Source organism: Chryseobacterium sp. Tr-659 (assembly GCF_011752975.1).
Lineage (GTDB): Bacteria > Bacteroidota > Bacteroidia > Flavobacteriales > Weeksellaceae > Chryseobacterium.
Genome location: NZ_VWWP01000006.1, coordinates 119725 through 133473, shown reverse-complemented (window position 1 = coordinate 133473; position 13749 = coordinate 119725). Strand labels below are relative to the sequence as shown.

General features: G+C 35.0%; 9 protein-coding genes. All 9 read right to left on the bottom strand.

All coding sequences use genetic code 11. From position 1 onward, the window contains the following. Window position 1: 1 nt before the first annotated feature. Window positions 2-814 (bottom strand): DCC1-like thiol-disulfide oxidoreductase family protein, encoded by an 813-nt coding sequence (locus tag F3J23_RS14185; RefSeq protein ID WP_167030208.1) that lies wholly within the window; start codon window positions 812-814, stop codon window positions 2-4. A gap of 5 nt (window positions 815-819) precedes the next feature. After that, window positions 820-1185 (bottom strand): hypothetical protein, encoded by a 366-nt coding sequence (locus F3J23_RS14180; RefSeq protein WP_167030205.1) that lies wholly within the window; start codon window positions 1183-1185, stop codon window positions 820-822. 119 nt (window positions 1186-1304) lie between these two features. Next, entirely contained in the window at window positions 1305-1979 is a 675-nt protein-coding gene (locus F3J23_RS14175) for a class I SAM-dependent methyltransferase (RefSeq protein ID WP_167030202.1), read from the bottom strand. A 134-nt stretch (window positions 1980-2113) separates the two neighbouring features. Beyond that, on the bottom strand, window positions 2114-2491 hold the full coding sequence (locus F3J23_RS14170) for a hypothetical protein (RefSeq protein ID WP_167030199.1): 378 nt from the start codon (window positions 2489-2491) through the stop codon (window positions 2114-2116). Between the two features lie 71 nt (window positions 2492-2562). Then, on the bottom strand, window positions 2563-3258 hold the full coding sequence (locus tag F3J23_RS14165) for a hypothetical protein (protein ID WP_167030196.1): 696 nt from the start codon (window positions 3256-3258) through the stop codon (window positions 2563-2565). A 12-nt stretch (window positions 3259-3270) separates the two neighbouring features. After that, the gene (locus tag F3J23_RS14160; RefSeq protein ID WP_167030193.1) at window positions 3271-3774 is read right to left on the bottom strand and encodes a GbsR/MarR family transcriptional regulator; all 504 of its coding nucleotides are present in this window, start codon (window positions 3772-3774) and stop codon (window positions 3271-3273) included. Window positions 3775-3920: 146 nt separating this feature from the next. Further along, complete coding sequence (locus F3J23_RS14155) at window positions 3921-8441, bottom strand: TonB-dependent receptor plug domain-containing protein (RefSeq protein WP_167030190.1); 4521 nt, start codon at window positions 8439-8441, stop codon at window positions 3921-3923. Window positions 8442-8444: 3 nt separating this feature from the next. Beyond that, window positions 8445-11213, bottom strand: a complete 2769-nt coding sequence (locus F3J23_RS14150) for a hypothetical protein (protein WP_167030187.1) — start codon at window positions 11211-11213, stop codon at window positions 8445-8447. 65 nt (window positions 11214-11278) lie between these two features. Next, complete coding sequence (locus F3J23_RS14145) at window positions 11279-13744, bottom strand: vWA domain-containing protein (protein WP_167030184.1); 2466 nt, start codon at window positions 13742-13744, stop codon at window positions 11279-11281. Between the last annotated feature and the right edge of the window lie 5 nt (window positions 13745-13749).

Below are 13749 nucleotides of genomic sequence, written 5' to 3'. Positions count from 1 at the left end.
TTTAAATTTTTATCAAAATGATAAGTGCTAAAGCTGTTATCCTGAACAGTATCCATGAGATGGTAGGAGCATAATTCAGTTGGAGTATTTTACATCTTCTCAAATGTTCCAGAAACATGATCAGCACAACAAATCCAAAATAGATGGTATAAAAAACCGGAGTAAAATCCGTCATCAGAGCCGGAAGTAAAAGTAAGGTCCCGATTAGAGAAACTGTCATCATATTTCCGAGATAATCCCATATCTTATCCTTTAAATAGGCTCCCAGAAAAATGGTCTGCCAAGTGATCTGCCCAATGCAGACCGTTAATTCTCTCCAAAAATCTTTTTCCAGATTCAATCCTAATTTTCCGGAATATATACTCAGAATATAAGCTGAAAAAAGGACTACGAAAACCATGTATGCAATTCTGTATTTGAGGTTGAAATCCGGAATACATGACTGTTCTGCTTCATTGCTTTTTGATGGGATAATCTGTTTCCGGTTGTAAGAAACAAAGGAATACAGCTTTTTGAAAAACCAATACAAAGGTTTTATTCTGGCTGTTTTTTCCAGCAATGGGAAAGAGTTTCCAATGATCATTAACAGGCTGTCTAATCCATATACTACTTCATTTTTGTTATGATCAACCAATGCAATTTCATTTTTTGCCCGGTTGAAATCTATCAGGTTTTTATTCCTCAATGAAAGTTCTGTAAATGCTTCTCTTCCATCTCCATCCAGCATTCCGTATTTTGTAAATCCTTTGGAATAGATATTACACATCGGGCATTCATTATCGTAGATCAGGGTGTGATTTTTGAGTGGTTTCATAATGATTATTTATAAAGTTGGTAAGTTCTGTAACAATCATACACATAGACAAATGCCATTGCCGGGCTGTAGCACAGGGAAAAAATCAAAATATACCCTAAGAAATTGGTAGCATCATTATTCAGTTTTAATACAAAAACTATTAATATGGAAATCCAGACCGGTAATATCAGTATGCCATAAATGATGAACTCTTTTGATTTTTTTGAATCCAGCAATAGCTTTATAAGAAAGCTGATCAACTGTGAAATACCGGCTATAAAGTAAAATGCCATGAATCTCCATTTTTCAAATCCGGCAATTGAAATAACAACTCCTGCTATAATGGAGAATAATTGAATGTAGTAATCGTATTTTACAAATGTTTTCATGGTAATATTATTTAAAGTGATCCTTTTCTTCCGAAATAGATAATCAGAAATATGTGAATGATTAAATTTTTCATAATTATTATTAATTTAAAATTTTCAGAAATTTTTGAAAGATAAAATCAAATAAAAAAAGAGTCTTTTCTTATGTGGAGAATTTCAACCAGATCCAAATATCTTTTGTGTGAAATAACAGACATCTTATTATCTATAAATTGATTTTTAAGAGGATTCAGACTTTCATTTCTATTGATATAATGGAATAATGTTCCAAATTCTTTTCCGAAGACTGTGGAGACCAATACCTCAATGTACCATTTTGTACACTTGAATCTCCATGGGGTTTCCGGCTTTACGAATTCTACAATGATAATTTCTCCTTTTTCATTAATAATTTTTGATAAACGATCTGCAAAAACCGTCATTTTCTCTTTATCTATTGTCTTTGTACCGTAAGAGCATAATATGACATCTATTGAGCCCTCCGGGATTTTGCTTTCAAAAAAATCTTCCTGTATCTGTTGTAAAGAAAATCTGCTGTTGAATGTTGAAAACAGTTTCAGATTCATTGCGGAAGAGAAATCCAGGGTTACAACTTCTGTATTTCTATTGTGCTTCTGAAGAAATTTTAAATTTTCTCCCTGCCCGCTCATCAGATCCAGAACTCTTTTATTTTCATAGCTCTTTACTTTTTGTACTGCCATTTTTCTGAACAGCCGTGTAAAACCTAAAGATGCAATTTCATTGATGTAGTATCTGGGCTGTATACGGTCAAAATATTGCTGTAATTCATTCATTTATGGTTATGTTTTATGGGTGATTATCTTATTTTAATCTTTTGTGTAAATACAATCCGGTCCCTTTTCCAAATATAGATTTGAAATTTTTCTCTTACACTGTAATGCTTTAATATTATTTTATAAAAAGAATGTTATAAAATGGCTCCTCTCCTTTTTTCATCCAGTCTTGCTATGATGAAACCTACATTAAATCCTGCCATAATTGAAAAACAAACAAAAGGAATCAGGAGGATAATAAGAACAGCGCTTATCTGTCCAAATGCCATTAATAGTAAGGAAAGCACAACCAGGCCTGCCATAACTTTTAAAATATTCTTCACTACTTTACTTAATCCTGCCTCGTTAAAATATTTTATGTATCCTATAAAAAAACCTATGGCCGCAGGAAGGCTGAAAAACAAGGCGATTTGGTAATCTCCCCCGGAACTCTGCAACATCCATGCTCCGGCAATCAAAACAGCTGTTATAAAAACTGTGAGATAAAAATACTGTTTAAAGATCTTTTCCATGATATAGTTAATTTATGTTTCAATAGTCTGTAAGTGCTTTCATGAAATAAGAAACGGTTTTAAGTGCTGATTTATTGCAACTTATTCTTTTGGAGATAAGCTTCCAGATCACTCCGGAAAGAAAAATTACATGTCCCGTCTATAATGGTATCTGTTTTTCCTTTAGCATAAAAAATGTAGACATCTTTTGTTGTACATTCTCCATTTTCAGGGATTTGTCTTATTTGATTTTCTAAATTGACGAAAAAAGCCCAGATCTTTTTATCAATCTTTTTTACCCTTCCGTTTTTCACCTGAATAAAATAGTCGTTTCCTTTGTTAATAAGCCTTAAAGAATCTTCTTCCTGATGAAAACACCCTCTTGATTTATAGACTAGTTTAACCTCATCATTTTTAATCTTTCCAAAACTTAAATCTTTGATCTTTCTGCTTACTTTATCCGGATTGATACTTACTCTGTATGTTTTGGAATCATCAACCTTTATCTCTTTCTTTATTGTTTCCCCAAAAAGACTTTCATACACAAATGAATATTTCCCGCCTTTTATACTGTCTAATTTTATATTTTTATCTAAACTGGGAGCCAGCTCTACAGGTTCTATTATTTTAAATATTTTATCGTTTTTATAGATTTCAATTTTCCGTATATCAAAATACCTCTTATCAGCAGGATTTACACTTTCAATATGAATATCAAAGTCCGCAATAATATCTTTTTGGCAGCTTGTCACCAGTATTAAAAGAAATAGTAATAAGCAGGCTCGCATTATAATAATAATTTATTTCAATAAGTTAGTGATTTTCCCTACCAGCCAGTGATCATCGCTTTTAATGGCCAGATCCATAATATTGTTGATCTTTCCGGTTACTGAACTGAAATCATTCATCAATTTGATAAATTCTTTCGCTTCTTCTGAGTCTTTATCATCAATATTTTTCAATTCTTCCAGGAAAGAGATTACAGGTTCTATTTCTCTTTTTCTTCGCTCTTTTGTGATCTGCTTAAATAGATACCATACATCTTTTTCCGCTACGAAATATTCTTTTCTGTCCCCTTTTATAAATTCTTTTTTTACAATTCCCCAGTCTATAAGAGCACGAAGGTTCATATTGGCATTTCCTCTTGAAATCTCAAGCTCTTCCATCACCTCATCTGTGGAAAGCGGTCTGCCACTCGCTAAAAGCAATGCATGTACCTGTGCCATGGTACGATTGATTCCCCAATTGGTAGCAAAGGTTCCCCAGGTTTGAATGTATTTTTCTTTTGCTTCTGAAAGTTGCATTTTGTTTCTTATTTAAATTTCTTATACAAATGTAATTATATTTTTCGAATTTTCAATAATTTTTGAAAATTAATTTTTAAAATAAAGCAGACATCCCTGAGAATGCCTGCTGTCATTATGTTTTTATATATTCAAAATCCTGAAAATTAAGGTTCAACTTTTGTCGTAATGCCTTGATTCCAGTATTTTGACTCCGGCATATAATACAAATAGACGCTGCTGGATTTTCCGGTATATGTTCCCGCAAATTCCACTTTAAGATCAAGATTGATCGTTTTCGTTTCTGTTGCCTCTAAATGTTCCCAATATAACACAAGATAATTATCAAAAATTTCATAGTAAGAAATCTGTTTTTTATCGATCAGATCTTTTAATAAGGCATTTTGCAATGTAAGTCCGGCAGGAATACCAATCTTGGCAACGGTCATTGGCAGCTGACCGTTTATTTTATTTTTAATGGTAACGGTCATTCTGTTGGTTTCACCTACTTTTGACAATTCGGATTTGAGTCTGGTTTCCATAGTTACAGGAATATCTGCACTTACTGGAGCCTGTAATGTAAAATACTGATATTCCAGTTTATAAGGAAGCCCCTTGCCTCCCTCCGGATAATGTACAGTAATCTGGTTGTCTCCCGGCTTAAAAGCTGATGAAAAACTTAATCCCTGAAAAACATCGGCTTTATTAATCTTAATCACCGGTTTATCTTTTCCGTATAATTTTTCATTCTTTACAAAGAAATCGGATAAAGTTTCTATGGCCAGACTTGTTGCCTGAGTAGATCCAAAACCATAATAACCGCCGTAACTAATCAGTATATCTGCCATTTCTGCAATTTTCAGCTGGTTCAGGCTTTCATCTTTTTGAAGTGCCATCATATAGAGTGAAAGTGTTTCAGCATTGGCAGAAATTCCACCGGAACCTGTAAATGTAATATTGGTTTTTGCCTGTTGAGTCTCATATTGTTTATTCAGAATAGCCATAAGGTCATCATATTCTTTATGTTTTCCAAGGTTGGCTGAAGCATTGGCCATTAAAGCCAGCTGATAAGAATCCTTGGTAGCCAGAGCCCTTGCCAGCATTACTTTATAAGAGTCTTCAATTTCGTTTTTAAAGCCCAGTTTAGATAAAGCATACATAATGTACATATTTCTGGACCATGAATATTCTGAGAAAATATTATTTTTAGATTCATAAGACCTTCTTACTTCAAAGAGTCCATTTGCAATTTTCTTTGATAATATAAACGAAGAAAGCTGCTGAATGAATTTTGGATCTGCTGTTACATATTTTTTCAACTCTGTAAACTCCAGCAGAGCAAATGCGGAAAGAGCAGCATCTGATTCTGAAGCATTGAAGTACCCGAAACCTCCGTCCTTGTTTTTATAGCCCAGCATTTTCTGGAAACCTTTTTTCAGATTTTTGATAATCAGATTTTCTGTGGCTGTATCAATTTTCTTTATTGATTTTAAATAGTTCAGAATAAATATATTCGGATAAACCGTTGAAGAAAGCTGCTCAAAACATCCGTAAGGTTCTTTTTTCAGTCTTTCAATATCTTCAAACATTCTCAAAGCAGTATTTTCAAAAACATAATAGAATGAATACATACTTCCGTTGATATACTCTGGAATATTAATCTTTATATCTTCTGTTTTATTATTGATGATGGAATATTGATGTGGGAATCCTTTTTCTTCTACTTTGAAAGGAAGAATCATCGTTTCTCTAAAGTCTCCGGACCTTATCATAAACTGAATATTGGAATCAATCACTTCATCCGTCTGAATCTTCACAAACAGCTTTCCTGATTCCAGCGGTTTAAGAGTGACCACACTATCCGAATGAATTAATTTTACATGATTGGGAACAATGACATCCATGGTCATTTTTCTGGTTTCCGGAGAATTGTTCTTAACTACAACAGGAATGATCATCTGGTCTGTTCTTGTGAGATACTGTGGAATCTTAGCATCCATTGAAATAAGACTCTGTGCGGCATAAGTAGTTTCATCTCTTCCTAAAAGTCCGGATGCAGAAATTCCTTCGGTCATTACTCTGAATGTAGAATTGGCATCGGAATTATAAAACTCAACTTTTGCTTTTCCATTTTTATCTGTTTCTACTACCGGATTCCAATATAAGGCTTCTCTGTAATCAAAACGATAAGAAGTATTGGTTGTAGTATATACCGGATAGGCAAATTCCCGTGATGTGGAATAGTATACAAGATTTCCATGAGGGAGTGGTTCTACGGCAAAATAAGATTTTGGAGTGACGTCAAAACTGATCTTTGATAGATTATTTTTGAAAGAATTTATAATAACGACTCCATTTGCGGCCCGGCTTCCGTAAACAGCTGTAGCAGCTGCATCTTTAAGAACTGTAATACTGCTGATATCATTAGGATTGATAACGGTACTAAAGTTTTCTACCGGAACACCGTCTACAACAAACAATGGATTTTTGTTGGCAATAGAAGCAGAGCCCCTTATTTGTATTTGTGTGCTGGCACCGGGCTCTCCTGAAGGTGTTATGGTTACCCCCGCAACCTTACCACTTAATAATGATATCATATTAGGATTCTGAATTTCCATAGGAACGGAAATGGTTGCTGCTGCCGTTGCTGTTTTGTCCATGCTTCTGGCATATCCTAAAACAATCACTTCTTCAACCTCTTTATTTCTAATCGTATCTCTCCTTGACTGTCCCGGTTTATTAAGTTTTTCGGTATTATTTCTGTTTTCGGTTTTGGTTTCTTCTTTTCTTTCAGCTTCTTTTACAATTTCTTCTACATCAATATTGGCAAGCTTCTGTTTAACTAAAGGATTAATATCCAATCCATAAGATAAAATCCTGACCTTTACTTTATGTTTAGGCTGAAAGGATCTTGCTATGATTTTATATGAATTACCTGCACTCAGATCTGAAAAATAGAATTTTCCATTTTCTGCTGTAACCTGTTTCAGAATTTTGCTTTCATATTGATCTACCAGAAAGACATCGGATTTTACCGGACTTTTATTTTCATCTTCTACTACCCCATAAATCGTGTTCTTCTTTTCTGGAAGATATTTGTATTTGTTGGTTTTAATAATTTCAGTAATAGGTTCAAAATACCTGTAACCATTTGTCAGCATAACGAGATCCAGGCTTTTGTCTGCTTTTTCTTCTTTTTTATCAAAATAAAACTGTGGCTTTTCAATTTTCCCTCTCAGCTCAGAGTCTATCAGAAGCCATGAAAGGATATGATTCTGCTTATCATCAGCATACGTCCAGAGCTTATCGTCTACTACGCTTATTGCAAGATTACCGGAGACAGGATTGTTATTATGGTCAGTAGTTTCAATATCCAATATTACTTTTTCCCTGGGCAGATAATGTTTTTTCACAGGCGTTATTTTCACGGTCATCTGTTGATCTTTATTGGTGAAAACAATTCGTTCTGCTAATGGAACCGTATTTTCAGACACGGTAAATCTGCAGATTCCGGCTGGAAGCTCTTTTTCAGGAATGTTCAACTGGCTGCTTCCCTTTTTCAAGGTAAGGGTTTTATTATAAATCTCTTTTCCTCGAAAGCTTCCGTTCAGAACCACATTTCTTTCCTGTGTAGAGGTAACCGTTATCATCAGAGATTCGTTTTCTTTTCTGATATTCAGGATTACTCCGTCATTTTTAGCCGTAGGAAGCGGATATGTTTGAGTGATATTCTCAGGTTTCAAAACTTTTGCATAATAATTTTCTCCACTTTTTGGGGTAAAGACAAAGCTTCCCATTCCAAAATTAAAAGCGGAAACTTCTTTTATTTTCTGGTGATTCTGATTGTAAATTCCCAGAACGGCATCAACCGGTCTTTCAAATTCATCCAGAATTTTAAAAGCAATATTCTGTTCTGTATCATTAATAAAAGTTCCTCCTTCAGGCATCAATTTAACATCAAGATTATTCAGAACAACCGGAATATTCCTTGAGACAGATTCTGTAAATCCATCAAAGCTGACCTTTATATTTAAAAGGGCATCAGAAGATTTGAGTGTTTGCGGAAGTTTAAATTTCAAAAGTGCTTTTCCTTCCTTATCTGTGGTCAGCTTTCCTTCTGAAAATGTTTCTCCATTGTTCATGGTTGTATAATCTCCTTCATAAAAAGGAATAGGCAGGCTGCTCAGGCTTCGCATTGAAAATTCTGCGGTCACCTCATCTCCGGGGCCGTACCCTTTTTTAGGAAAATCGAGCTTCATTAAAATTCTTGGTGATACAATTTTCTGCAGCGTAATTTCTTTTTCAAAAACATTCTTTCCCTCTTCGTTCTGCATCCAGTTGGTAAAGGCCCTGATCTTATAAATTCCCCCTTTCATATCTTCTCCAAAATGGAAACTTCCGATGGCATATCCATTAATAACTTCATATTTTGATTTTATTAAAACACTTCCGCTTGGATCTGTGATTTCAAAATTAACAACTCTGCTGTCCTCTGCCGGAAGGTTATCCCTGCCTTTTATCACGTATATTTTAAAATACATTTCTTCGCCCGGTTTATAGAAAACATGGTTGGTCTGAATGTATGTTTTTTCTTTTTCGAAATTCTGAAATGAATGTTGTGCTTTCATCAAAACAGTTGAAAGCACTAAGCTTAGCAGGAAGATATATAATTTAAATCTGAGATTCATAGGTTAAAATTTGAATGAAACAATGCAGCCGAATGTTTTAAAGGATGGAAGATTGAAAAAATCAAGACCTCTTCCATTATCCATATCATAAAAATTCTGATTGGGATCTGCTCCCTTACTGGCCTGCCAAAGCAGAATATTATTCACATAAAAAGTAAGTTTTATTCTCTGCTTGCCATAGTTGACAGGAAAGTTAGCAGACAATGCGATATTATTAATCCTCACATAATCTGATTTCTGGACATAATTTTCAGCTACGCCGGCAAAACCATATCTCGCCCATCTGTTTTCAAGAACATTCCGGTTAGGATCATAGAAATCTACGGGAATCTGATTGACATTTCCATTAGCCTGCACTCCCTGAAAAACATAATTCCGGATATTTCTTTCTTCTCCTGAGTCATAAGAACGGCCATAATAATCGAGAACGGCTTGTGTTCCGTTCCAGAGCTGGCCTCCTTTTTTCCATTCCCAGTTGATGTCTAAGGAAAGGTTTTTATATACAAAATTGTGATTGAATTTCATCACAAAATCCGGTGTAGGATCTGCAATAATCTTCTTTCCCGCTGCTTTTTTAGGGAATCCGAATTCATCAATAATCAATTGTCCCTCTGTATTTCTTTCAAAATAGCTTCCGGTTATGACTCCAAGAACCTGCCCTTCAGCCAGTGTTTTATGAATATCTTTAAACCCTGCAATCGCCTGGTTCTGATATCCCGGAGCAACCCTATCCACCAGATCTCTGTATTTAAAAAATGAAATCCTGTTGTTCATATAGAAATCATATCCAAGCCGGACTCTGTCATAGATAAAGGTAAACTCATAGCCGCTGTAGGTATGATCTGCCATATTCTTTAGCCTCAACTCATTATTTTCAAACACAGGAAATAGATCATCTGTAATTTTTTTGTTGAAATACTCTCCTTCTACACTGATATCATAGCTGAAACTTAATTTACCGCCCACTTTCCATTCCCTGGTGTTGATATTGAGAAGATTTCTGAAACTTTCAGCTTCCTGTACGGGAAAATATTGATTGTAATTTTCAGCATTTAGCAATGTAGCGGCATATGAAGCGTATGATCTTGTAATCTCGGGTTCAGAGCTTAACTGAGTATAACTTCCCACTAATTTAAAATTGTAATTTATCCAGTTAAAGATATCATTGAATTTCAAATAGGCATTCGCTTTCGGAAGCCAATAATTGTTCAGACGAGACGTATTGGAAATATAAAACGAGTTTCCGAGATTGAACCCGGCCTCAAAATCATAATCACGAATTTCCATATTATAATTAAAAATATGATCCTGAGATGTTCTCTGATAAAGGTATTGACGATGGGTCAAACTATTATAAACATCCGATTTCCTGTCGTTTAAAATAAAATTAAGACTGAAAGCATTTTTAAAATTATAGTCTCCCAATGTATAAATTCCCAATATATTGGAGTGATACAAACTGTTGGTCTGGGTTCTTTCATTCAATATTCCGCTGCTGAAGCCATAGGTAGAGGGTTTATAGCTGTCTACATTCCGAATTCTGTCATTTTCATAGGATTGGTTGATATCCAGCTTAAATTTCCTCCATGTTTTAGATGCGCTAAGGCTAAACTGCCTTTGATTTCTTTGATACCGGTATTTATCATCCTGCATAAAAAGGAAAGAAGGATTATCTGCATATTGGCTGTAACTTCTCTGTGAACCATTACTCAGGAATATCTGCTGTTCATTGGAAAAGGAAACCGGAGTCAGCAGGGAATTCTGATAAACTCTGTTGAAAAGCCCTGCCCTGTTGGTATTGGTAGCTTTATCTTCTTCATAATTAAATGCAAGGTTTACGGAATATCCTCCGAAATTTGTATTTAGCCTTGTCTTAAAAGTATTGGCTATATCAAACTGATCTATAAAATACATCTGGTTCTTCTGTTGTCCCAGATCTAATGATAGGCGGATTCTTTCCTGGTAACCTTCTTTAATAAATGCATTTACATTGAGCTGATTATTATATCCAACGGTGGTTTTAAAAAGGTTGTTATTATATGGTTGTGCCCGTTGAAGCCCATTAACCCACGGTATTAATTTTCCATTCTGATCATATTCATAAGGGATACCGGTAAATCCCAATGTGGAAATATCCGGTCCGAAACTGAACATTTCGTTTGTTTCAGGCCCTTTCCAGAAAAGGTTTCCGTTTTCTGATCTTCCCTGTACATATTTACTTTGAGTTTCCGGAATAGAATTTCGGCTTTTCACATCAAAAGAAGTTGTAAAACTTCCGTTCAGCAATAATGTGATCTGATTGAGGCTTTTTAGCTTATAAGTATTCTCATTTCTTTGTTTCAGCTTCCTTACTTCATTGAAGTTAATGTCGTAGCCTTCACTTAAAACGGTTTTAGATTTTTCAATACTGAATTCATCTTTTGTCTCTTTTGCAACCAGGCTGTCATAAGTTTTACTGTAGATATTTTTAACTTCTTTTTTTTCTGTCTGGCTTTCCAATATGGTCTTGAGTTCTTTCAATTGAAAAGAAGCAACTATTTCAATATTCTTCCCGTTATTCCACGTCAGAGTATCGTAAGGCTGAGCAGCAATAATGGCAAATCCTTTTTCATCAGTAAGTTCATAAATACCACTGCTTTTATTATAAATTTTTAAAAAGTTCTGAGGTTTATTTTTAGGTGTTAAAAATGTTCCGGAATAATATAATTTTGAATTTTGTGCCTTTAATAAGGTGATGGTAAACGGCAGCAACAGCAAATAATTCTTTCTCATCGGTGATTAGTATGCTTTAAAAATATAAAAAAAGAAATTTCCGGGGAAATTTCTTTTTTTAAAATTTACTTTTGAATTGTTTTGTAGGTCTCTATCAGTCTGATAAATTCTGAACGGTATCCTTCTTCATCCTTGCTTTTACCTTGTCTGGAAAGATTTTCAACATCAGAAAGATCTTTTTTCTTAATCAGTTCCGAGTTTCTTACAACCAACCCGAACCATGCAACTGAAGAGGCAAATTTAAAATCAGGACTTGCTGAAGTGATTCTGTTATCAACATTTTTCACAGTCTGACTCATCTCACGGCTTTTATGTCCATCCGGTTTTTTGTATCTGAATTTTATGGTTGCCAGTTCATCTCCAAATTCTTTTGAAGTGGTATTCTGTGTATATTTCAGATCACTGTCTTTCGGAAGAAATTCTGATTTTACATTGGCCGGAATAATCTCGTACAATGCAGTAACAGTATGTCCGCTTCCTAATTCTCCGGCATCTATTTTATCATTTGCAAAGTCTTCATTTTTAAGTTTTCTGTTTTCATAACCAATCAGTCGGTAAGATTTTACATATTCAGGGTTAAACTCGATCTGAATCTTTACATCTTTGGCAATCGCATACATACTTCCTGCAAATTCTTTCCCCAAAAACTTATTCGCCTCCTGCATATTATCGATATAAGCATAATTCCCGTTTCCTTTATCAGCAAGGGTTTCCAGCGTATTGTCTTTATAATTTCCCATTCCGAAACCTAAGCAGGTTAAGAAAACCCCGGATTTTCTTTTATCTTCAATTAAGGTTTTAAGATCTGAGGTTGAAGACATTCCTACATTGAAATCCCCGTCTGTTGCAATAATGACACGGTTATTTCCATCTTTCACAAAATTTTCCTGTGCCAGTTTATAGGCCAGTTCAATGCCAGCACCTCCTGCTGTACTTCCTCCTGCCTGCAAACGATCCAGCGCTTCTATTATCTTATCTTTTTCCCCTGCTGAAGTTGGGGGCAATACCATTCCGGCACTTCCGGCATATACAACAATTCCTACTTTATCTTTTGATCTTAGCTGATCCAGTAAAACTTTAAAGGAAGATTTCAACAATGGTAATTTATTTTCTTCATTCATTGAGCCTGAAACATCGATAAGGAAGATGAGGTTGGATGCGGGTAATTGATCTACAGGAATATTTTTTCCCTGAAGTCCTATTTTAAGCAGTTTATGGTTCGGATTCCATGGGGCATCATTGTATTCCGTACTGATTGAGAATGGTTCTCCATTTTTAGGCTGCGGATAATCATACTTAAAATAATTAACCATTTCTTCAATTCTTACTGCATTTTTATCAACCACCTGTCCGTTATTGATCATTCTTCTGACATTGGAATAGGAAGCATTATCCACATCGATTGAAAATGTAGACAAAGGCTGGCTTCTTGTTAATTCAAACGGATTTTCAACAAAATCATCATAGCTTTCATTATTAGGTACTGCTGAAATCTGTTTCTCTTTACCAATCTCTTTCTCAAGTTTTTCCAATCTTTTTCTTTCTTTTCTTGAAAGGTCTTTCGTCATCACTACAACTACGCCATTCATTGCTCTGCTTCCGAAAATTGCAGCAGCAGATGTACCTTTTAAGACATTGATACTTTCAATCTTGTTGGGATCTAAAGCACTGAGGTACTCTCCATTTCGTACTTCCCCGTTAATGACGTATAATGGCTGGTTCCCCGGGTTAACAGTAGCGGCTCCTCTGATCATGATCTGATTATTGCTTAGATAGCCAGGGTTTATATTATCAAATGTCTTTTTAATTTCTCTTTTTCTTCTCTTATCTGATGAAATCTGTATTCCAGCCGCAGTCCCTTGCAATGCAGAATAACCGGTAGTCTGTGGTGCAATATTCTGTGAGCTTACCACTGTTGATGACCCTGTAACAGAAATCTCTTTTCTTTTATATCCTAAGGCAGTTACTACAACTTCTTCAATATTTTTAACGGTATTGGTATCTTTACGCTGACCTGAAAATCTTTTTTCAGTAAAAGTGTCATTCATATTCCCCGTTATTGTTGTCTGACGTTTCTGATCCGGCATTACATCATCAGATGCTGAGGTATGAAGTGGAGACGGAACCACAGTAGAATATACAACAGGTGCAGGAACTTTATGGATGGCAAGGTTTTCTACTGGTTTATCAATTTTTTTCTCTTTCTGAATATTTTTTTTCGTTAAGCTGTCTATTTCTGCAATCTCTGATCGGGTAACCGGACCTCTTGTAGTTGTATTCTCAACGATTACAGGCTTTAAAGGCTGTGCCGTTTCATTTTTATTCATAAAATAAAAAGCTCCCAAACCAATGACGAGACTTGCCGCAATCCCATAAGGCAGCCAAAGAGGGATTGTTCTCTTTTTCTCTTGCTTTTGATCTAATTTTTCTTCAATTTTTCCCCATACTTTTTCAAAACCATGAAAAACAGCTGGCTCTTCTGAAAGCTTAGAAGCTTCATTGAATTGTTGATCTATATGATTATTTTCCATTGTTG

Excerpts from the sequence above, each read along its gene's own strand:
- F3J23_RS14185 (WP_167030208.1), bottom strand. The coding sequence starts at position 814 with ATGAAACCACTCAAAAATCACACCCTGATCTACGATAATGAATGCCCG.
- F3J23_RS14180 (WP_167030205.1), bottom strand. The coding sequence starts at position 1,185 with ATGAAAACATTTGTAAAATACGATTACTACATTCAATTATTCTCCATT.
- F3J23_RS14175 (WP_167030202.1), bottom strand. The coding sequence starts at position 1,979 with ATGAATGAATTACAGCAATATTTTGACCGTATACAGCCCAGATACTAC.
- F3J23_RS14170 (WP_167030199.1), bottom strand. The coding sequence starts at position 2,491 with ATGGAAAAGATCTTTAAACAGTATTTTTATCTCACAGTTTTTATAACA.
- F3J23_RS14165 (WP_167030196.1), bottom strand. The coding sequence starts at position 3,258 with ATGCGAGCCTGCTTATTACTATTTCTTTTAATACTGGTGACAAGCTGC.
- F3J23_RS14160 (WP_167030193.1), bottom strand. The coding sequence starts at position 3,774 with ATGCAACTTTCAGAAGCAAAAGAAAAATACATTCAAACCTGGGGAACC.
- F3J23_RS14155 (WP_167030190.1), bottom strand. The coding sequence starts at position 8,441 with ATGAATCTCAGATTTAAATTATATATCTTCCTGCTAAGCTTAGTGCTT.
- F3J23_RS14150 (WP_167030187.1), bottom strand. The coding sequence starts at position 11,213 with ATGAGAAAGAATTATTTGCTGTTGCTGCCGTTTACCATCACCTTATTA.
- F3J23_RS14145 (WP_167030184.1), bottom strand. The coding sequence starts at position 13,744 with ATGGAAAATAATCATATAGATCAACAATTCAATGAAGCTTCTAAGCTT.